The sequence below is a fragment of the Halomonas beimenensis genome, assembly GCF_002549795.1.
Classification (GTDB): domain Bacteria; phylum Pseudomonadota; class Gammaproteobacteria; order Pseudomonadales; family Halomonadaceae; genus Halomonas; species Halomonas beimenensis.
The window spans coordinates 2,342,636-2,363,139 of record NZ_CP021435.1; the positions used below are offsets into that span (position 1 = coordinate 2,342,636).

At 70.1% G+C, this 20,504-nt stretch carries 21 protein-coding genes and 1 tRNA gene; 15 read left to right on the top strand and 7 right to left on the bottom strand.

Features of this window, described 5'->3' with window-relative positions:
- Positions 1-125: 125 nt before the first annotated feature.
- From accB to purH, 6 genes are all read left to right on the top strand, one after another.
- A complete protein-coding gene (accB, locus tag BEI_RS11010) occupies positions 126-596 on the top strand; it encodes an acetyl-CoA carboxylase biotin carboxyl carrier protein (RefSeq protein WP_097789576.1) in 471 nt (156 codons plus the stop codon).
- 29 nt (positions 597-625) lie between these two features.
- Positions 626-1,966, top strand: a complete 1,341-nt coding sequence (gene accC / locus BEI_RS11015; protein WP_097789577.1) for an acetyl-CoA carboxylase biotin carboxylase subunit — start codon at positions 626-628, stop codon at positions 1,964-1,966.
- Between the two features lie 75 nt (positions 1,967-2,041).
- Entirely contained in the window at positions 2,042-2,986 is a 945-nt protein-coding gene (prmA, locus tag BEI_RS11020; RefSeq protein WP_097789578.1) for a 50S ribosomal protein L11 methyltransferase, read from the top strand.
- Between the two features lie 76 nt (positions 2,987-3,062).
- On the top strand, positions 3,063-4,121 hold the full coding sequence (gene dusB, locus BEI_RS11025) for a tRNA dihydrouridine synthase DusB (RefSeq protein ID WP_097789579.1): 1,059 nt from the start codon (positions 3,063-3,065) through the stop codon (positions 4,119-4,121).
- Entirely contained in the window at positions 4,118-4,456 is a 339-nt protein-coding gene (gene fis, locus BEI_RS11030) for a DNA-binding transcriptional regulator Fis (protein WP_097789580.1), read from the top strand. Before dusB ends, fis begins: the two co-directional genes overlap by 4 nt.
- A 78-nt stretch (positions 4,457-4,534) precedes the next feature.
- Positions 4,535-6,112, top strand: coding sequence for a bifunctional phosphoribosylaminoimidazolecarboxamide formyltransferase/IMP cyclohydrolase (purH, locus tag BEI_RS11035; RefSeq protein ID WP_097789581.1), 1,578 nt, complete (start codon positions 4,535-4,537; stop codon positions 6,110-6,112).
- A 269-nt stretch (positions 6,113-6,381) separates the two neighbouring features.
- On the opposite strand, the gene BEI_RS11040 is transcribed toward purH, so the two are convergent.
- From BEI_RS11040 to folE, 3 genes are all read right to left on the bottom strand, one after another.
- On the bottom strand, positions 6,382-7,842 hold the full coding sequence (locus BEI_RS11040) for an NAD-dependent succinate-semialdehyde dehydrogenase (RefSeq protein WP_097789582.1): 1,461 nt from the start codon (positions 7,840-7,842) through the stop codon (positions 6,382-6,384).
- A gap of 96 nt (positions 7,843-7,938) precedes the next feature.
- A complete protein-coding gene (folX, locus tag BEI_RS11045; RefSeq protein ID WP_097789583.1) occupies positions 7,939-8,349 on the bottom strand; it encodes a dihydroneopterin triphosphate 2'-epimerase in 411 nt (136 codons plus the stop codon).
- A gap of 11 nt (positions 8,350-8,360) precedes the next feature.
- Positions 8,361-8,918 (bottom strand): GTP cyclohydrolase I FolE, encoded by a 558-nt coding sequence (gene folE, locus BEI_RS11050; protein WP_097789584.1) that lies wholly within the window; start codon positions 8,916-8,918, stop codon positions 8,361-8,363.
- Between the two features lie 283 nt (positions 8,919-9,201).
- On the opposite strand from folE, the gene BEI_RS11055 reads away from it, so the two are divergent.
- A complete protein-coding gene (locus tag BEI_RS11055) occupies positions 9,202-9,717 on the top strand; it encodes a TraB/TrbI/VirB10 family type IV secretion system protein (protein ID WP_097789585.1) in 516 nt (171 codons plus the stop codon).
- Between the two features lie 57 nt (positions 9,718-9,774).
- Here the strand turns inward: BEI_RS11055 and BEI_RS11060 are convergent, their stop codons facing one another.
- Positions 9,775-10,761: a serine/threonine protein kinase gene (locus BEI_RS11060; RefSeq protein ID WP_097789586.1), complete on the bottom strand. Its 987-nt coding sequence runs from the start codon at positions 10,759-10,761 to the stop codon at positions 9,775-9,777.
- A gap of 32 nt (positions 10,762-10,793) precedes the next feature.
- Positions 10,794-11,504 carry a ComF family protein gene (locus BEI_RS11065; protein WP_193765098.1) on the bottom strand — a complete coding sequence of 237 codons (711 nt, stop codon included), beginning with the start codon at positions 11,502-11,504 and terminating at the stop codon, positions 10,794-10,796.
- A gap of 70 nt (positions 11,505-11,574) precedes the next feature.
- Here BEI_RS11065 and bioB point away from each other — a divergent pair, with 70 nt between their 5' ends.
- Genes bioB through bioD form a run of 5 tightly spaced genes read left to right on the top strand, consistent with a single transcriptional unit; the run spans position 11,575 to position 16,119 of the window.
- Entirely contained in the window at positions 11,575-12,672 is a 1,098-nt protein-coding gene (gene bioB, locus BEI_RS11070; protein WP_193765099.1) for a biotin synthase BioB, read from the top strand.
- 4 nt (positions 12,673-12,676) lie between these two features.
- Positions 12,677-13,828, top strand: coding sequence for an 8-amino-7-oxononanoate synthase (gene bioF, locus BEI_RS11075; RefSeq protein ID WP_097789587.1), 1,152 nt, complete (start codon positions 12,677-12,679; stop codon positions 13,826-13,828).
- Positions 13,825-14,559, top strand: a complete 735-nt coding sequence (locus BEI_RS11080; protein ID WP_097789588.1) for an alpha/beta fold hydrolase — start codon at positions 13,825-13,827, stop codon at positions 14,557-14,559. Before bioF ends, BEI_RS11080 begins: the two co-directional genes overlap by 4 nt.
- Positions 14,556-15,359: a methyltransferase domain-containing protein gene (locus BEI_RS11085; RefSeq protein WP_097789589.1), complete on the top strand. Its 804-nt coding sequence runs from the start codon at positions 14,556-14,558 to the stop codon at positions 15,357-15,359. The genes BEI_RS11080 and BEI_RS11085 overlap by 4 nt, the downstream gene beginning before the upstream one ends.
- Position 15,360: 1 nt before the next feature.
- Complete coding sequence (bioD, locus tag BEI_RS11090) at positions 15,361-16,119, top strand: dethiobiotin synthase (RefSeq protein ID WP_097789590.1); 759 nt, start codon at positions 15,361-15,363, stop codon at positions 16,117-16,119.
- A gap of 222 nt (positions 16,120-16,341) precedes the next feature.
- On the opposite strand, the gene BEI_RS11095 is transcribed toward bioD, so the two are convergent.
- Positions 16,342-16,426: transfer RNA gene (locus BEI_RS11095), tRNA-Leu, on the bottom strand.
- A gap of 206 nt (positions 16,427-16,632) precedes the next feature.
- On the opposite strand from BEI_RS11095, the gene BEI_RS11100 reads away from it, so the two are divergent.
- Both BEI_RS11100 and BEI_RS11105 read left to right on the top strand, forming a co-directional pair.
- Complete coding sequence (locus BEI_RS11100) at positions 16,633-17,073, top strand: LexA family protein (protein ID WP_097789591.1); 441 nt, start codon at positions 16,633-16,635, stop codon at positions 17,071-17,073.
- The gene (locus BEI_RS11105; RefSeq protein WP_097789592.1) at positions 17,070-18,347 is read left to right on the top strand and encodes a Y-family DNA polymerase; all 1,278 of its coding nucleotides are present in this window, start codon (positions 17,070-17,072) and stop codon (positions 18,345-18,347) included. The genes BEI_RS11100 and BEI_RS11105 overlap by 4 nt, the downstream gene beginning before the upstream one ends.
- Before the next feature lie 16 nt (positions 18,348-18,363).
- Here the strand turns inward: BEI_RS11105 and BEI_RS11110 are convergent, their stop codons facing one another.
- Positions 18,364-19,023 (bottom strand): SOS response-associated peptidase, encoded by a 660-nt coding sequence (locus BEI_RS11110; RefSeq protein WP_097789593.1) that lies wholly within the window; start codon positions 19,021-19,023, stop codon positions 18,364-18,366.
- A gap of 205 nt (positions 19,024-19,228) precedes the next feature.
- On the opposite strand from BEI_RS11110, the gene bioA reads away from it, so the two are divergent.
- A complete protein-coding gene (gene bioA / locus BEI_RS11115) occupies positions 19,229-20,500 on the top strand; it encodes an adenosylmethionine--8-amino-7-oxononanoate transaminase (protein ID WP_097789594.1) in 1,272 nt (423 codons plus the stop codon).
- Positions 20,501-20,504 lie beyond the last annotated feature (4 nt).

Below are 20,504 nucleotides of genomic sequence, written 5' to 3' on the forward strand. Positions count from 1 at the left end.
CCGACACCGCTTTCGAAGGCGATAGAGGCGGCAAGAGACGCCATCTTGCCGCGATCTATGGCAACTTGGCCCCGGTTGACAGCGCCGGCCGCCACCCCAGAATCCACCCGATCGAGACACGTCATATGGATATCCGCAAGGTCAAGAAGCTGATCGAGCTGCTGGAAGAGTCGAACATCAGCGAGATCGAGATCCAGGAAGGCGAGGAATCGGTGCGCATCAGCCGCCATCCCAACGGCGCCGCCTATCCCCAGGCACCCGCCCCGGCCGCCCCGACCCAGGCCCCCGCCCAGCCCGCCGCGGCACCGCAGCCGGCGGCCGAGCCCGCCGCCCCGGTCGCCGACCAGGCGCCCGGCTACCAGGGCCATGAGGTGCTGTCCCCCATGGTGGGCACCTTCTACCGCGCGCCGGCGCCGGGCGCCAAGCCCTTCGCCGAGGTCGGCCAGAGCGTCAAGAAGGGCGAGACCATCTGCATCGTCGAGGCCATGAAGATGATGAACCAGATCGAAGCCGACCGTGACGGCGTGATCGAGGCCATCCTGGTCGAAGACGGCGAGCCGGTCGAGTTCGAGCAGCCGCTGGTCGTCCTCTCCTGATCTTCCCATTCCACCAGACGGACTCCCTCATGCTGGACAAGGTTCTCATCGCCAATCGCGGCGAGATCGCCCTGCGCATCCTGCGCGCCTGCAAGGAGCTGGGCATCCGGACCGTCGCGGTTCATTCCAAGGCCGATCGCGAGCTGATGCACGTTCGCCTGGCCGACGAAGCCGTATGCATCGGTCCCGCCGCCTCGGCGCAGTCGTACCTCAACATCCCCTCGCTGATCAGCGCGGCCGAAGTCACGGACTCCAGCGCCATCCATCCCGGCTACGGCTTCCTCTCCGAGAACGCCGATTTCGCCGAACAGGTGGAGCGCTCGGGCTTCACCTTCATCGGCCCCCGGGCCGAGACCATTCGCCTGATGGGCGACAAGGTCAGTGCGATCGAGGCCATGAAGCAGGCCGGCGTGCCCACCGTGCCGGGGTCCGATGGCCCGCTGGGCGATGACGAGGGCGAGATCCTGGCGACCGCCCGGCGCATCGGCTACCCGGTGATCATCAAGGCCGCCGCCGGGGGCGGCGGACGGGGGATGCGCGTGGTGCACACCGAGGCGCACCTGCTCTCCGCGGTGACCGTGACCCGCACCGAGGCCCATTCGGCCTTCGGCGACGGCACCGTCTACATGGAGAAGTTCCTCGAGAGGCCGCGTCACGTCGAGGTCCAGGTGCTGGCCGACGGACAGGGCAATGCCATCCATCTCTTCGACCGCGACTGCTCCCTGCAGCGTCGCCACCAGAAGGTCATCGAGGAGGCTCCCGCCCCCGCCCTCGACCCCGAGGCGCGCGGCAAGGTCCTCGAGGCTTGCCGGGAGGCCTGCATCGAGATCGGCTACCGCGGCGCCGGCACCTTCGAGTTCCTCTATGAGGACGGCCAGTTCTTCTTCATCGAGATGAACACCCGGGTCCAGGTGGAACATCCGGTCACCGAGATGGTCACCGGGGTGGACATCGTCCGCGAACAGCTGCGCATCGCCTCCGGCCTGCCGCTGTCGATCACCCAGGACCAGGTCGAGCTCCGGGGCCACGCCTTCGAGTGCCGCATCAACGCCGAAGACGCCAGGACCTTCATGCCCTCGCCGGGCAAGGTCACCCTCTATCATCCGCCGGGCGGTCTCGGCGTGCGCATGGATTCCCATGTCTACACCGGCTATTCGGTGCCGCCGCACTACGACTCCCTGATCGGCAAGCTGATCACCTGGGGCGACGACCGCGAGACGGCCCTGACCCGGATGCGCAACGCCCTGGACGAGCTGCTGGTCGAAGGCATCAAGACCAACACCGACCTGCACAAGGACCTGGTCCGCGACGGCTACTTCCAGCAGGGCGGCGTCAATATCCATTACCTGGAGAAGAAGCTGGGGCTCTGATCCCCGCCCGACTCTCCCCCACGGGGCGGCACCTGCCGCCCCGTCGTCTTTCCCCATCCATCTCGGGAGCCTCCCATGCCCTGGTTGCAACTCAAGGCCCGCATCGCTCCGGAACAGGCCGAACTGCTCGAAGAGCTCCTGCTGGCCGAAGGCGCCACCGCCATCACCCTCCAGGACGCCCATGACGAGCCGGTCTTCGAGCCCGAACGCGGCACCACCCCGCTCTGGGACCAGACGGTGCTCACCGGCCTCTACGACGACCTCGAAGGGCTCTCGGCCATGCTCGAGCGGCTCGCGGCCGCCTGGGCCGAGGCCGTGCCCGGGGAACCCTGCCCGACCATCGAGCACGAGCTGCTCGACGACCGGGACTGGGAACGCGCCTGGATGGACGACTTCGCTCCCCTGCGCATGGGCGAGCGACTGTGGATCGTGCCCAGCTGGCACGAGGCCCCGGACCCCGGGGCGGTGAACCTGCACCTCGACCCGGGCCTGGCCTTCGGCACGGGCACCCACCCCACCACGGCACTGTGCCTGGAATGGCTCGATGGCCAGGCCTCGGCCGGCGCCCTGGAGGACATCGAGGTACTCGACGTGGGCTGCGGCTCGGGCATCCTGGCCATCGCCGCCCTGAAGCTCGGGGCGCGACACGCCACGGGCACCGACATCGACCCCCAGGCGCTCACCGCCAGCCGCGACAACGCCGAGCGCAATGCCGTACCCGAGGCGGACTTCCGGCTCTGCTACCCGGAACGGCTGGAGGCCGGGGCTCGGTTCCCGCTGGTGGTCGCCAACATCCTGGCCGGGCCGCTGGTCGAGCTCGCCGACGAGATCGCCGGTCGGGTGGCACCGGGCGGGCGCCTGGCCCTGTCGGGCATCCTCGAGCGCCAGGCCGAGGCGGTCCTCGATGCCTATCGCGACCGCGGCCTGGTCATGGACGAGCCCGAGGTGCGCGAGGGCTGGGTTCGCTTGACCGGGTATCGCCCCGCTGGGCGGCACTCCGCTGGGCGACACTCCGCCTGACGCGACCGAACGCCACCTTCACCGCAGCCACCGGGGGGCGTATGATATGTCCCCCTTCGAGCCATCGAGCCCGACCATGACCGACTCTCGCCCCCTGCCACGCATCGGACGCCACCGGTTGCCCAATCGGGTGATCCTGGCCCCCATGGCCGGCGTCACCGACCGCCCCTTCCGGGCGCTCTGTCGGCGGCTGGGGGCAGGCCTGGTGGTGGGCGAGATGGTGACCTCGGATCCCAGGCTGTGGCATACCCGCAAGTCGCGGCTGCGCATGGATCACCGCGGAGAGCCCGGTCCCCGGGCCGTGCAGATCGCCGGCGGCGATGCCGAGATGCTGGCCGAGGCGGCGCGCCTCAACGCGGCCATGGGCGCCGAGATCATCGACATCAACATGGGCTGCCCGGCCAAGAAGGTCTGCAACAAGGCCGCCGGATCGGCCCTGTTGCGTGACGAAGGCCTGGTGGGCGAGATCCTCGACGCGGTGGTAGGCGCCGTGGACATCCCGGTGACGCTCAAGATTCGTACCGGCTGGTGCGCCGAGAGCAACAACGGCGTGCGCGTCGCCCGTCTCGCCGAGGCGGCCGGCATCCAGGCCCTGGCCGTCCATGGCCGCCACCGCCAGCAGCGCTATGGCGGCGAGGCCGAATACGACACCATCGCCGCCATCAAGGCCGCCGTGGACCTGCCGGTGTTCGCCAACGGGGACATCGATTCCCCCGAGAAGGCTCGCCGGGTCCTCGACTATACTGGAGCGGATGCCGTGATGATCGGTCGCGCCGCCCAGGGCAACCCCTGGCTGTTTCGCGAGATCGACCATTACCTGCAGCACGGCGGACGCCTGGCGCCCCCCGACGATGCCGAGCGCGCGTCGGTGCTGAGGGGCCACCTGGCGGCCCTGCATGACTTCTACGGCGAGTACATGGGCGTGCGCATCGCCCGCAAGCACCTCGGCTGGTACCTGGCCGGGGATGCCCGTTTCGACGAGGCCGCACGCCGCGCCCTGCGCGCCACCTTCAATGGCCTGGACAGTGCCGCTGCCCAGTGCCGCTTCATCGACGAACTCTTTCGTCACGACCCCGCCATGGCGCCTGCCCGCGTGGCCCGGGCCGTGACGCCGGATGGAACCTGTGCCGCATGACCAGCAGCCAAGCCGTTGACCAGAACCCCGCGCTGACCGAGCTGGATGCCCGCGCCTCCCGCGACCTGACCAAGGCCGCGGAGGGAGCCGGTCCCCGATCGGTCACCGACATGCCCCTGCGCGAAGCCGTCGAGGCCGCCATGCGCCGCTACTTCGATCACCTGGACGGCGGTACCGTGACCGATCTCCACGCCATGGTGATCGCCGAGGTGGAGGCGCCGCTGCTGGCCTCGGTGCTGGAGCACGCCCAGGGCAACCAGACCCGCGCCGCCGAGATGCTGGGCCTCAACCGGGGCACCCTGCGCAAGAAGCTCAAGCACTATGGCCTGATTTGACCACGCGAGGCCGCCCCCGGGGCGGCCTCGCCTGTCCCTCGACCGATCCATGCCCACGCCCGTAACAGAGTGACCCTCATGTCCCAAGTCTCCACCATTACCCCGGTTCGCCGCGCCCTGATCAGCGTCTCGGACAAGACCGGCATCGTCGACTTCGCCCGTGGCCTCAGCGACCGGGGCGTCGAGCTGCTCTCCACCGGCGGCACCTTCCGCCTGCTGCAGGAACACGGCATTCCCGTCGGCGAGGTCTCCGAGCACACCGGCTTCCCCGAGATCATGGACGGCCGGGTCAAGACCCTGCACCCGAAGATCCACGGCGGGATCCTGGGACGGCGCGGCCAGGACGATGCGGTGATGGCCGAGCACGACATCGCCCCCATCGACATGGTGGTGGTCAACCTCTACCCCTTCTCGGCCACCGTGGCCCGTCCCGACTGCACCCTGGAAGACGCCATCGAGAACATCGACATCGGCGGCCCGACCATGGTCCGTGCCTGCGCCAAGAACCATGCCTACACCAGCATCGTGGTGGACGCCGGCGACTATTCCCGCGTCCTCGGCGAGCTGGATCGGGGCGGCATCGACCAGGCGACCCGCTTCGACCTGGCGGTGAAGGCCTTCGAGCACACCGCCGGCTATGATGCCGCCATCGCCGACTACCTCGGCCAGCGGGTCGAAGGCGGCGAGGACGGCTTCCCGCGCACCTACAACCTGCAGCTGCACAAGAAGCAGGCCATGCGCTACGGCGAGAACCCTCACCAGGCCGCCGCCTTCTATGTGGAGGCCGACTGCCGCGAGCCCAGCGTGGCCACCGCCGAGACCCTGCAGGGCAAGCCGCTGTCCTTCAACAACGTCGCCGATACCGACGCCGCCCTGGAATGCGTGAAGACCTTCACCGACACCGCCTGCGTCATCGTCAAGCACGCCAACCCCTGCGGCGTGGCGGTGGGCGCCACCCCGCTGCAGGCCTACGACAAGGCCTTCGCCACCGACCCGACCAGCGCCTTCGGCGGCATCATCGCCTTCAACCGCGCCCTGGATGCCGAGACCGCCCGCGCCATCATCGATCGCCAGTTCGTCGAGGTGATCATCGCCCCCGGAGTCGAGGGCGAGGCACGGGACATCGTCGCCGAGAAGAAGAACGTGCGCCTGCTGGACATCAGCGCCCACTGGCCCGGCGAGCGTCAACATGCCCACGACTTCAAGCGCGTCACCGGCGGGCTGCTGGTCCAGGACCGCGACCTGGGCATGGTCGGTCGCGATGAGCTGACCGTAGTCACCGAGCGGGTGCCCTCCGAGCAGGAGATGCGCGACCTGGCCTTCGCCTGGAAGGTGGCCAAGTACGTCAAGTCCAACGCCATCGTCTATGCCAAGGACGGCCAGACCATCGGCGTGGGGGCCGGCCAGATGAGCCGCGTCTACTCGGCGAAGATCGCCGGCATCAAGGCCGCCGACGAGAGCCTCTCGGTGCCCGGCTCGGTGATGGCCTCCGACGCCTTCTTCCCCTTCCGCGACGGCATCGACGCCGCCGCGAAGGCCGGCATCACCGCGGTCATCCAGCCCGGCGGCTCCATGCGCGACCAGGAGGTGATCGACGCCGCCAACGAGGCGGGGATCGCCATGGTGTTCACCGGGATGCGCCACTTCAGGCACTGACGCCTGCGGCGAGCTGCAAGCTGCAAGCTGCAAGCTGCAAGCTGCAAGCTGCAAGCTGCAAGCTGCAAGCTGCAAGCTGCAAGCTGCAAGCTGCAAGCTGCAAGCTGCAAGCTGCAAGTCAGCAGCTTGATCCCGGACTGCGCAAAAGCAAAACCCCCGAAGGCTTCCACCTTCGGGGGTTTTGCTTGTAGCTCGGCGCTTGTAGCTCGGCGCTTGTAGCTCGGCGCTTGTAGCTCGGCGCTTGTAGCTCGGCGCTTGTAGCTCGGCGCTTAGGCGCCCAGATCGATGCAGAGGTACTTGGTCTCGAGGAACTCCTCGAGGCCCTGGTGGCCGCCCTCACGGCCCAGGCCCGAGGCCTTGACGCCGCCGAAGGGCGCGGCGGCGTTGGAGATCAGGCCGGTGTTGATGCCCACCATGCCGTACTCCAGGGCATCGGCGACCCGCCACACGCGCCCCAGGTCGCGGGAATAGAAGTAGGACGCCAGGCCGTACTCGGTGTCGTTGGCCATGCTCACGGCGTCTTCCTCGTCCTCGAAGGGAAAGACCGCGGCCAGGGGGCCGAAGGTCTCTTCCTGGGCGACCTTCATGGAATCCTTGACGTCGCTGATCAGGGTCGGGGTGAAGAAATTGCCGCCCAGCGGATGGGGGTGGCCGCCCAGCAGCAGCTCGGCGCCATGGTCCACGGCGTCCTGGACGTGTTCGGAGACCTTGGCCACCGCCTTGTCGTCGATCAGCGGCCCGATGTTGATGCCCTCCTGGGTGCCGTCCCCCACCTTCAGCTCGCTGTTCATGGCCACCGCCAGCTTCTCGCAGAAGGCGTTGACCACGCTGGACTGGATCAGGAAGCGGTTGGTGCACACGCAGGTCTGGCCGGCGTTGCGGAACTTGGCCGCCATGGCCCCCTCCACCGCGGCATCCAGGTCGGCGTCCTCGAAGACGATGAAGGGGGCATTGCCGCCCAGCTCCAGGGAGATCTTCTGTACGTGGCGCGAGGCCTGGGCCATCAGCTCGCGGCCGACCTGGGTCGAGCCGGTGAAGGTGATCTTGCGCACGATCGGCGACTCGGTCAGGGCCGCGGCGATCTCCGAGGCGCGTCCCGGCACCACGTTGAACACGCCCCGCGGCACCCCGGCCCGCTCGGCCAGCAGGGCGCGCTCGGTGGCGGAGAACGGCGTCTGGCTGGCGGGCTTCACCACGAAGGTGCAGCCGGCGGCCAGGGCGGCGCCGGCCTTGCGGGTGATCATCGCCGCCGGGAAGTTCCAGGGGGTGATGGCGCCGACCACGCCGACCGGCTGCTTGGTGACCACGATGCGCTGCTGGGGCTTGGCGGCGGGCACGGTCTCGCCGTAGATCCGGCGCGCCTCCTCGGCGAACCAGCGCAGGAAGCTCGCGGCATAGACGATCTCCCCCGCCGCCTCCTTGAGCGGCTTGCCCTGCTCGTGGGTCATGATCATGGCCAGGTCGTCCTGATGCTCGAGCATCAGGTCGTGCCACTTCATCAGGATGTCGGCGCGCTCCTGGGCGGTCAGGGCCCGCCAGGCCGGCAAGGCGGCATCGGCGTCCTCGATGGCTCGCTCCGTCTCGGCACGCCCCAGCCGCGGCACGTTGCCCATCGTCTCGCCGGTGGCCGGATTGATCACATCGATCTGCTCGCCGCTATCGGCGGCGACCCAGCTCCCGTCGATATAGGCGAAGGGGCAGTAGAGCTGGGTTTCCTTCAGGGCTTCCATGGTCGACTCCTGGCCGTGTGAGGACTTCGTGAGGGTTGCCCCTCATGCTAAGCGCAAGCTCCCCGACACGCCAACCGCTCATGCGCGTCCCGCCATTCAGGCCCGGGGGCGGGGCTCCCGGGAGTCGGACAGGGTGATGGAGACCGAGTCCGCGAAGCGCAGGGCATGGGGCTTGTCGATCTCCACCTGGGCGCTGAGCACCTGCTCGAAGCTCATGATCAGGTCGAGGACCTCCCGGGTCATGCGTTCCAGCAGCAGGAACCGATGGTCCTCCACATGGGCGATGACCTGCTTGGTGATGGTGCGATAGTTCAGCGCCTGCTCGATGTGGTTGAAGGCGACCGCCCGGTCGGCGCGATAGCGGATCACCGCATTGATGACCACATCCTGGCGATTGTTGATTTCCTCCTCCTTGATCCCGATGTGGGTCCGCAGGCGGAGGTTCTTGATGCGTATCGTCGCCAGGTCGTGGTCGAGATGCGCATCGCCCAGGGCATGCATCGGCATGGCGATCTCCTTCAGCGGCCGTGGACCAGGGTCAGGAACTCCTGGCGGGTACTCTGCAGCTCGCGGAAGGCGCCGAGCATCACCGAGGAGGTCATGCTCGAGTTCTGCTTCTCGACCCCGCGCATCATCATGCACAGGTGGCGCGCCTCGATGACCACGGCCACGCCACGGGCCTCGGTGACCTGCTGGACCGCCTCGGCGATCTGCCGAGTGAGGTTCTCCTGGATCTGCATGCGACGGGCGTACATGTCGACGATGCGCGCGAACTTGGACAGGCCCAGCACCTTGCCGCGAGGCAGGTAGGCGATATGGCACTTGCCGATGAAGGGCAGCAGATGGTGCTCGCACATCGAGTACAGCTCGATGTCCTTGACCAGTACCATCTCGTCGGTATCCGATTCGAAGACCGCCCCGTTGACGATCTCCTCGAGGGACTGGTGATAGCCGTGGTTGAGGAACTGCATGGCCTTGGCGGCCCGCTTCGGCGTGTCCCGCAGCCCTTCCCGGTCGGGGTTCTCCCCGAGCTCCTCGATGATCTGGCGATAGTGGTTGGCGAGTCGATCGGTCATGGTCAGGCCCCATGCAGTCTTGATGTCGGTGCGTCGGCGCTGGCCCGGCCCACACCCCTATAGAAAAGTTATACAAATCCCGGTCAGTGTACAAGCAAAAGGATCGGGAAGGCGATAATTCTAGCGCATGGCGAAGGGGCACGCAGTGCCAGTACCGACGGCGACCCCATCGGCAGTGACAGAATGTCGCGATGCGCCACCCCGGCAGGCGGCTGCCCGGCGCCCCGCCCTGTGGTAGAGTGACGCCACCTTCATGCTGTGCCCAAGCCACCCGAGAGCCGACATGATCAAGACCCCTAGCCTGCTGCTGATGGCCACCGCGCTCCTCCTGCCGAGCCTCGCCCTGGGCGACACCCTGGAATTGCCTGCCGATGCCCGCGTGGAGATGGAGGTCGTGGACGACCTCGTCCTCGACGCCGAAACCCCGCGCCGGGCCGACGTGGTCCTGCGCCCCGTGGCCGATGGTGCCGGCTCCCACCAGCTTCCCGACTACTGCGTGGTGATCGGCGACGCCCAGCGCGACGGCGAGCGCATCCGCATGACCACCCAGGCCCTGACCTGTATCGAGGCCGAGGGCGGCGACAGCGCGATCTACAGCGGCGAGCTCACCGCCGGCGCCTACGACAGCGACGGCGGATTCGGCATCGCCGCCTGCGACGACGGCGTCTGCCGCCTGACACCGGCCGACCGCTTCATGCTGACCCTGACCCATCCCGTCAGCATCGAACAGCAGGCCAATCCCTCGGCGGAAATCAACGAGCGTCGCCGCCAGCACGAACAGGACGACACGACCGAATAAGGCCCGGCCGCCCGCGCATCCGCACGCCCCCGACCGGGGGCGTGCGTCGTTCCGGCGTCAGGCCAGCCAGAGGGTATTGGTGTCGAGCACCTGGCGCTGCTGCTCGAGCTGGCGGACATGGGCGTCCCAGTAGCCGGCATCCGCCAGCCAGGGAAACGCCACCGGAAAGGCCGGGTCCTCCCAGCGCGCCACCAGCCAGGCGCTATGGCGCAGCAGCCTCAGGGTCCGCAAGGGTTCCACCAGGGCCAGCTCGCCGCGATCGAAGTCACGGTGCTGCTCGTAGCCCTCGATCACCTCGGACAGCTGCATCTGCCGCTCGCCCTCGTCCTGAGCGGTGAGCAGCATCCACAGGTCCTGGACCGCCGGCGCCATCAGGCAGTCGTCGAAGTCCACCAGGGCGAAGTGCTCGTCACGCCCCAGCAGGTTGCCCAGATGGCAATCCCCATGGACGCGCAGGGCGCGCCCTGCCGGCCAGGCGTGAGCGGCGAGCAGTGGCTTGAGCGCCTCGGTGACGCGCTCGTAGGCCTGGCGTTGGCGGCGTTCCAGCCAGCCGCTCCCCAGCACCCCGACGACGGCTTCCTCGACCATGCCTTCCAGGTCCATGGTCCGCCGATGGGCGAAGGACCGGCGCTCTCCCACCGCGTGCAGGGCCCCGAGGACCTCCCCGAGTGCAAAGAGGTGGGCGGGATTCTCCAGCTCCGGAGCCTGGCCGGGGAGCTGCGGAAAGATCGCGAAGCGGAAGCCCTCATGGCGATGCAGGCTGGTCCCCGACGCGTCCCGCCAGGGCGCCGCCACCGCCACCCCCTCGGCCTCGAGCTCGGCCAGGAAATCGTGTTCCTCCTGGATCTGGGCATCGGTCCAGCGACCCGGACGGTAGAACTTGATCACCCAGCGCCGACGCTCGTCGTCATGCACCAGGTAGACGCGGTTCTCGTAGCTGTTGAGCGCGAAGGGCTCGCCGGGCAGCCAGAAGCCCAGCGACTCCACCGCCGCCACCACCCGAGCGGGCTCGAGGCGGGCGAAGGGATGGATCGCGTCGTGCATGGGCGCTCCTCTCGGTTGGTCGAGCCCGCATGCTACCAGAGCTCGGCGGGCGTGCGGGCGATGGCCCAGGCCTCGATCCGCTCGGCACCGGCGCGCCGACAGCCCTGCGCCAGGGCATCCAGGGTGGCGCCGGTGGTCATCACGTCGTCGAGCAGGGCCACCCGGGCCGGCAGGCGAGTCGGCACCTCGAAGGCCCCGCGCAGGTTGCCCCGCCGCCCGGCACGATCGAGGCCACGCTGGCTGGGAGTATCGCGACGCCGCCGGGCCACCACCACCGGTACGTCCAGGCGGGCCGCCAGGCGCTCGGCCAGCCAGCGCCCCTGGTCGAAGCCACGTTCCCGGGCCCGCCGCGGATGCAGGGGCACCGCGACCAGGGCCTCGGGACGCGGGGCCTGGACCAGCGCCCGTTCGAGCAACGCCAGCAGCACCGTCCCGGCCCGGGGCGAGGCATGGAACTTGAAGCGCCGCATCAGCCTCGCCACCTCGGCCTCGTAGCGCAGCGGCGCCCGGGCGGCGTCGAAGGCCGGAGGGACCCGCAGGCAGTGGCCGCACACCCGTCCGCGCCCCCGGCCCGATTGAGGCTCGGCGCAGTGCGGACAGGCCGGCCGGTTCCAGGGCAGGTCATCGAGGCAGGCCTCGCACCAGGCGGAAGCGGGCGGACAGTCGCCCAGACAGAAGACACAGCGTCCCGGCAGGGCGTGACGCAGCCAGTCGTCAACCTCGCCTCTCGCCGAGGTTGACATGATGCCAGCGCCCCGTACCCTATCGGTCAACCGCCATATTCTCGACAAGTTGACCATAAGCGAGCCCGCCATGCCTGCCCACGCCCTCGATACGCCCCTGGATGACCTGACCCTAGCCGCCCCCGGCACGATTCGCCACGACTGGACCCTGGAGGAGATCGAGGCGCTGTTCGCGCTGCCCTTCAACGACCTGCTGTTCCGCGCCCAGCAGGTCCACCGCGCCCACTTCGATCCCAACGCCGTCCAGGTCTCGACCCTGCTGTCGATCAAGACCGGCGCCTGTCCCGAGGACTGCAAGTACTGTCCCCAGTCCGGGCACTACAACACCGGCCTCGACAAGGAGAAGCTGCTCGAGATCGAGAAGGTGGTCGAACAGGCCCGCGCCGCGAAGGAGGCCGGCGCCAGCCGCTTCTGCATGGGCGCCGCCTGGCGCAGCCCGCGGGAGAAGGACCTCCAGGTGGTGATGGAGATGGTCAGCCGGGTCAAGGCGTTGGGGCTCGAGACCTGCATGACGCTCGGCATGGTCGATCCCGACCAGGCCCGGCGCCTCTCCGAGGCCGGCCTCGACTACTACAACCACAACCTGGACACTTCCCCGGACTACTACGGCGAGATCATCACCACCCGCAGCTACGCCGACCGCCTGGAGACCCTGGCCAATGTCCGCGAGGCCGGCATGAAGGTCTGCTCCGGCGGCATCCTGGGCATGGGCGAGGCCCCCCGCGATCGTGCCGCCCTGCTCCAGCAGTTGACCCGGCTCGAGCCGCACCCCGAGTCGGTGCCCATCAACATGCTGGTCAAGGTGCCCGGTACCCCGCTGGAGGACGTCGAGGACCTGGACCCGCTGACGTTCATCCGTGCCATCGCCGTGGCTCGCATCCTCATGCCCAGGAGCCATGTGCGCCTGTCCGCCGGCCGAGAGCAGATGTCCGAGTCCACCCAGGCCATGGCCTTCCTGGCCGGCGCCAACTCCATCTTCTACGGCGATACCCTGCTGACCACCGGCAACCCCCAGGTGGAGCGGGACCGGGCGCTGTTCGCCAAGCTCGGCCTGCATCCCGAACAGCGCGAGACCTGCGCCGACGACGGCCAGGCCGAGGCCGCCCTGGAAGCCGCCATCCGCGACCGTCGGGACGGCGATCTCTTCTACGACGCCGCCGGGGCCTGACGCCATGGACGAGCGCTGGTCACGCCGCCTGGCCGCGCGGGCCGAGGCGCGCCGGGCCGAGGGGCTATGGCGGAACCGCCCCACCCTCGCGCCCGACGCGTCGCTGCGCGACTTCGCCGGCAACGACTACCTGGGCCTGGCCGCCGACCCGCGGCTGGCCGAGGCCCAGGCCGAGGGCGCGCGACGCTTCGGCGCCGGGGCCCGGGCCTCGCACCTGGTCTGTGGCCACCTGGCGATCCACGAGACCCTGGAGCATCGCCTCGCCGAGCTCACCGGCCGCCCCCGGGCCCTGCTGTTCTCCACCGGCTACATGGCCAACCTGGGGACCCTCCAGGCGCTGTGCGACCGCCACACCCCGGTCTTCCAGGATCGCCTGAATCATGCCTCCCTGCTGGACGGCGCCCGGCTCGCCGGCGCCCCCTCGCGGCGCTTCCACCATCGCGACCTCGATGACCTGGCACGCCTGCTGGCCCGCGCGCCGGGCGATGCCCCTCGCCTGGTGGCCAGCGACGGCGTCTTCAGCATGGATGGTGATACGGCCGACATCGAAGGCCTCGCCGGGACCTGCCGGCACCACGGCGCCTGGCTGATGATCGACGACGCCCATGGCCTGGGCGTGCTCGGCGAACGCGGCGACGGCTGCGTGGGCCGGGCCCACGGCCCCGGCGACGTCCCGATCCTGGTAGGCACCCTGGGCAAGGCACTGGGCAGCGCCGGCGCCTTCGTGGCCGGCAGCGAGACGCTGATCGAGCACCTGATCCAGTTCGCCCGCCCCTACGTCTACACCACCGCCCAGCCCCCGGGCGTGGCGGCGGCCACCCTGGCGGCCCTGGACATCCTCGCCGCCGAGCCGGAGCGCCGCGCCCGGCTCTTCGATCGCATCGCCCGCTTCCGTCGCGAGGCCGCGACGCTCGGCCTGCCGCTCGCCGAATCCACGACGCCCATCCAGCCGATCCTGCTCGGCGACAACGCCACGGTGATGCGCTGGGCCGGCCGATTGCACGAGGCCGGCCTCCGGGTCGGCGCCATCCGCGCGCCCACCGTGCCCAGGGGCGAGGCGCGGCTGCGCATCACCCTCTCCGCCGCCCACGACGACGAGGCGCTGGACGCCCTGCTCGAGGGGCTCGACGCCTGTCGCCGGGAGGTCACGCCGTGAGTCGGCTGGCGCTGCTGTCCGGCTGGGGCTGCGATGCCCGCATCTGGCGACCGCTGGACGAGCATTGGCCGGCGGACCTCGCCGTCGATACCCCCGACTGGCCCGGCCACGGCACGCGTCCCGCCTTGCCCCATCCCGACTCCCTCGAGGCGCTGGCCCACGCCATGCGGGACGCCCTCCCGGCGGATGCCATCTGGGTGGGCTGGTCCCTGGGGGGCCTGCTGGCCACCGCCCTGCTCGACCACCTGCCGGCGCCACGCGCCCTGGTGCTGCTCGGCATGGGCGAACGCTTCTGTCATCCCGAGGGCGTCGACGAGGCCGCCCTGGCGGCCTTTCGCGGCGCCTTCCGCCGCGATCCCGAGGCCACCCGAGCCCACTTCCTGCGCTGGCAGCTGCGCGGCGAGCCGGCTCCCCGATCGGCCCACCGCCGGCTGCTCGCGCTCCTCGGCGAGGCCACCCCCGCCCCCCGGACCACCCTGGCGGCAGGACTCGCCCAGCTCGCTCGCCTGGACAACGGGCGGCGCCTCGCCCAGCCGCCCTGCCCGGTCCACCGGCTGGCGGGCGAGGCCGATCCCCTGCTGGCCCCGGCGGTGCGTCAGGCCGCCGACCGCCGGATCCCCCGGGCCGGCCACTGTCCGATGCTCAGCCAGCCGGAACGCCTGGCCGCGGCGCTCTCCGCCATCGCCGCGGCTCCCCAGCGACGACTCACCGCCCCGGAGGACTCGCCATGACCGCCCTACCGAGCCATGACGACCGCCCCGTCGCCGATCGCGACTGGCGAGCCCGCGTCGCCCATGCCTTCTCCCGAGCCGCGCCCCACTACCCTGAGCGCGCCCGGGCCCAGCAGGCCATGGGGCAACGGCTGCTCGACCGGCTTCCGACGCAGGCCTCCGCCGTGCTGGACCTGGGCTGCGGGCCGGGGGAGATGACCGCCGAGCTGGCGCGACGTTTCGGCCCCGGCGGCCGGGTCCATGGCCTGGACCTGGCGCCGGGCATGCTCGAGGAGGCCCGCCGTCGACACGGGCACGGGATCCGCTGGCTATGCGCCGATGCCGCCGAGCTGCCGCTGGCCGAGGGCGAGCTCGACCTGGTGGTCTCCAACCTGGCCCTGCAGTGGTGTCCCGACCTGGAGGCCGTGCTGGCCGAGATCCATCGGGTGTTGCGCCCCGGCGGCCGGGCCCTGATCAACACCCTGGGCCCGGGGACCCTCGCCGAGGTCGGCCGCGCCTGGGAGCGGCCGGGACGCCCTGCCGCGCTGCTGGCGTTCCGCGATGCGGCCTGCCACCGGCTGGCCGCCCATCGGGCCGGCTTCCGCGAGGTGTCGGTGGCATCGCGCACCGAGCGCTTCCACTACCCCGACCTCGCGGCGGTGATGGCCTCGATCAAGGGCGTGGGCGCCCAGGTCGCCCGCCCCGGTGCCCGGCTCTCCCGAGCCGACCTGGCCCGAGCCACCCGCCGCTACGAGGCACTTCGCACGGAGGCGGGACTGCCCGTGTCCTATCGCCTGCTGACCCTGACCCTGGAGCATTGAGATGGCCGTCTACTTCGTGACCGGTACCGACACCGATGCCGGCAAGACCCTGGTGGCCAGCGGCCTGCTGGCCCTGGCCCGGCAGCGGGGGTTGACCACCCTGGGGCTGAAGCCCGTGGCCTCGGGCTGCGACCCCACCCCCGAGGGGCTGCGCAACATCGACGCCCTCACCCTCCAGGCCCAGAGCGTGCCGGCCGTGCCCTACGCGACCATCAATCCCTTCGCCTACGCCCCGGCGATCGCGCCCCACCTGGCCGCCCGGCGCGCCGGCGAGCGCCCGACCCTGGCGGCACTGGTCGACCACGCCGCCGCCCCCCTGGACGAGGGGCGCGATCTGACGCTGATCGAGGGCGCCGGCGGCTGGCGGGTGCCGCTCAACGACGCCGAGGATCTCGCCGGGCTGGCGCGGCGCCTCGAGCTGCCGGTGATCCTGGTGGTGGGACTGAAGTTGGGTTGCTTGAGTCATGCCCGGCTCACCGCCGAGGCGGTGCGGGCCGATGGCCTTCGCCTGGCCGGCTGGGTGGGCAATCTCGTCGATCCCGACTTCGCCGCCGACGAGGCCCTCTACCGGGACAACCTGGACACCCTGGTACGCACCCTGGACGCGCCCTGCCTGGGCGTCATCCCGCGGCTCGACGCGGAGACGCCCGAGGCCCGGGCCCGGGCCGCCGCCGCACACCTGGCGCTGCCCGGCGACCCCATGAGCCGAGCATCCCGAGGGACATGTCTCGTCCTGGAGAATCCTCCGGGCGGCGCGTGACCGCGATCATGACGAGTCCCGCCGATCGAGGGACGCTCGGCGACGGCCGGCCAGGCCACACGACGGCCACGTCAACCGGGACCAGGGGGGGATGAACGAGCTGGCGAGTGCATCCGGGCAGGATGCGCAGCGCGGAGTCCGCTCGTGGTGGATCCGCGAGCGCTTCTCCAGCCTACCAGGGCCGCTTCCCGGCGGAAGGGAAGGGACCGATATCAAGAGGGATGGTGCGTCGGGTGGGACTCGAACCCACACACCCGAAGGCACGAGGACCTAAACCTCGCGTGTCTACCAATTCCACCACCGACGCATCGGGCAGGCGCCCGAACAGGTGGCATATCATGCCAGCGGCCTCCTGCCGCCGCAAGGCCTCCCCCGGCCGAAGGCCTCGGCGTCTCGTCCCGCCACTCGCCTCGGGCCTCGCCCGGGTTCGCACGACAGCATATTAGCGTTTGCCTAATGGGGGCCTCCTGCCGAATACTGTATGAATAGACAGCTTTCGATGGAGGGCCAGCCATGCATGATCCCGAGACCTTCTCCCCCGCCCCGGCACCGCCCCAGCGCGCCCTGCCCCATCCGCATACCACCATCCGCGCGGGGATCTCCGGCTTTCCCTCCCCGGCGGAGGACTATGTCGGCCGCACCCTGGACCTCAACGAGCGGCTGGTGAAGCGGCCCGCGGCCACCTTCTTCATGACCGTCAGCGGCGACAGCATGGAGGGCTTCGGCATCCAGGACGGTGACATCCTGGTGGTGGACCGCTCCGTGGACGCCCGCCCCGGCCATGTCCTCGTGGCGCTGGTCGACGGCGAGGTGATCGTCAAGCGCTACGAGATCCTCGGCCGTCGGCCCTACCTCTGCTCCGGCAACGACCGCTATGCCCCGATTCCCGTCACGGACCTGGACTGCCAGGTCTGGGGCGTGGTGCGCTCGGTCATCCACGAGTACCCCCTATGATCGGCCTGGTGGATTGCAACAACTTCTACGTGAGCTGCGAGCGGGCCTTCCAGCCACGCCTGGAGGGCGTGCCGGTGGGCGTGATGTCCAACAACGACGGCTGCGTGATCGCCCGCTCCGAGGAGCTCAAGGCCCTGGGGGTGGCGATGGGCACCCCCGCCTTCGAGCTGCGGCCCCTGGTCGACCGGGACCGCATCCGCCTCCTCTCGTCCAACTACGAGCTCTACGGCGACATGTCCACGCGGGTGCGCGAGGCCCTCGAGGAGTTCTCCGCCGGCGTGGAGCCCTACTCCATCGACGAGATGTTCGTCCGCTTCGACGGCTTCGATGCCGCCACCACCCGGGCCCTGGCCCGCACGCTCTATCGCAACGTGCGCCGCTTCACCGGCATCCCCGTCGGCGTGGGCGTCGCCCCCACCCGCACCCTCGCCAAACTGGCCAATCGCGCCGCCAAGCGGCAACCGGGCTACGACGGTGTCTGCGTGCTCGCCGCCGAGGGTGACGAGACGCGCCGCCTGCTCGAGCGCACCGCCCTGGGCGACGTCTGGGGCGTGGGCCGGCGCCTGGTCGAGCGACTCGGCCTGCAGGGCATCGAGACCGCCTGGGACCTGCGCCAGGCCGACCCCGGGCCCCTCCGCCGGCGCTTCTCCGTCACCCTCGAGCGCACCGTGCGCGAGCTCCAGGGGCTGCCCTGCATCGAGCTCAACGACGCCGACGAGCCCCGCCGGCGCATCATGACCTCGCGCTCCTTCGGCCGCCTCACCGGCGAGCCGGCCGAATTGCAGGACGCGATCCGCCAGCACGCCCAGCGCGGCGCCGAGAAACTGCGTCGTCAGGACAGCCTGGCCCGCGCCGTGCTGGTCTTCCTCCAGACCCACCCCCACCGCGCCGACCTGCCCCAGTACTCGCCCAGCCGCATCATCGAACTGGCCGAACCCACCGACGACAGTCGCCCGATCCTGGCCGCCGCCCGGCAGGGCCTCGACGCCATCTACCGCCGCGGTTACCGGTTCATGAAGGCCGGGGTGATGCTGCTCGACCTGGTGGACGCCAACCGCCGGCAGCTCCCGCTGCTCGATACTCCCGAAGGCGCCGCCCGGCGCGATCGTGACCACCGGCTGATGGCCACCCTGGATGCGCTCAACCGGCGAATGGGCCGCGGGACGGTACGCCTCGGCGTGCCGCGCGAGAACGCCGCCTGGCACCTGCGCTGCGCCCACCGCACGCCGCGATGGACCACCCGCTGGGGCGAGCTACCCAGGGTTCGGACCTGAAACCGGCGCTCGTCCCCTACCCGGCAGCAGGCGCTATCAGGGAAGGCTCATCATTGACGGGCCGGTTGACCCGGTGACTCACCGGCCAGTGGGTGAGCGCCTCCGCGGCGAGATGATGCACCGCACCGCGGAGCGTCTCGCGCTCCGTCACGCGAGGATCGAGCCAGGGCGCCAGGCTCTCGGCGTCCAGGACCACCGGCATGCGGCCATGGATCTCCCTGGCCACGCCACGTGCCGGCTCGGTGAGGATGGCGCACCCCGGCTTGCCGTCCGGCCGCTCGCTCCAGATGCCCGCCAGCCAGACCGGCTCACGGTCCCGACGGCACAGGAAGTACGGCTGCTTCCCGCCCTCCGCCGGCCGCCATTCGTACCAGCCGTCCGCCGGTATCAGGCAGCGATGATGGGCGAAGGCGCCACGGAAGTAGGGAGAGGTGGCCACCTTCTCGACGGTGGCGTTGATGGGCTCCGGGGACGTCTCCCTGGCCCAGTGCGGCCGATAGCCCCACCAGAGGTCGTCCATCACCAGGGGCGCCGGCTCGTCGGGATGACGCACCCCGGTGATCCAGGTCCCCGGCGCCACGTTGTAGCGCGGGATGACCTTCCCCGGCGCCAGCGGCAGGCGCAGGGCGCGGGAGAGGGCGGGATAGGGGCTGAAGAGCGCGAAACGACCACACATGACATCCTTCCCCGGCAACATGATGCTTCCCTTGCGGAAAGCCTATGCCATGGGCCGGATCGACACCATGCGCCATCGAGAACGGGACACCTCTTAGTAAACGCCTTCATAACGCCATGGTTTACATGTATGGTGAGGGCGGTCACAGGCCATCGGAACGCCGGGCGATCCGGTGGCGACGTTCGAGTTCACTGCAGGAGGCCCGATGACGTCCCCCGTCTGGCACCCCTATGCCCATCTCAAGACACAGGCTCCCGCCCCCAAGGTCGTCGGCGGCGAGGGACCGCGCTTCACCCTGGAGAGCGGCGAGTCGCTGCTCGACGCCACCTGTTCCTGGTGGTGCATGATCCACGGCTACCGGCATCCCCGGCTGGTCGAGGCCATCCAGCACCAGGCCGACGAGCTGTGCCACGTGATGCTCGGCGGCCTGACCCATGAGCCCGCCGATCGCCTGGCCCGGGAACTGGTGCGCATCACGCCCGAAGGGCTCGACCACGTCTTCTTCTCGGACAGCGGCTCGGTGGGCATGGAAGTGGCCATGAAGATGGCCGTGCAGTACCACCGGCTTCGCGAAAGGCCCGGCAAGACCCGCATGCTCTCGCTGATGAAGGCCTATCATGGCGACACCGCCGGCTGCATGGCGGTCTGCGACCCCGAGGAAGGCATGCATTCGCTGTTCTCGGGGTTCCTGCCGCAGCATCACTTCGCCCCGGCGCCCCGAGCCCCCTTCGACGCCGACGAGGCGGACGTCCGGCCGGACCTCGATGCCCTGCGCGCGGTGCTGGAGGCGCATCAGCACGAGATCGCCGCCCTGCTGATGGAGCCGCTGCTGCAGGCCGCCGGCGGGCTCAACATGACCTCGCCGCACTACCTGCGCGGCGCCCGCGCGCTTTGCGAGGAATTCGATGTCCTGCTGGTGTTCGACGAGGTGGCCACCGGCTTCGGGCGTACCGGGCGGATGTTCGCCGCCGACCACGCCGACGTGACCCCGGACATCATGGTGCTCTCCAAGGGCCTGACCGGCGGCTACCTGGGCCATGCCGCCACCCTGGCCACCGATCGGGTGCATTCGGCATTCATCGGTGACAGTTCAGAACACGCCTTTATGCACGGCCCCACCTTCATGGGCAATCCGCTGGCCTGCCGGGTGGCACTGGAAAGCCTGGCGGTGTTCGAGGAGGACGACTACCTGGGCCGCATCCGGGCGCTCAACGCCGTGCTGCGCGAGGAGCTGCTGGAGGACGCGGCGCTGCGCGCCCATCCGGACGTGGCCGACGTGCGCGTGCTCGGCGCCACCGCGGTGATCGAGGTCCACGACGCCGCCGCGCTCCAGGGCGTGGCCGCCTTCGCCCGGCAGCAGGGGGTGTGGTTGCGCCCCTTCGGCCGCTGGCTCTACACCATGCCGGCCTACATCACCCCCGAGGACGACATGCGCCGCATCACCGGTGCCATGAAGGGCTGGTTCCGACGGGACTGAGGGG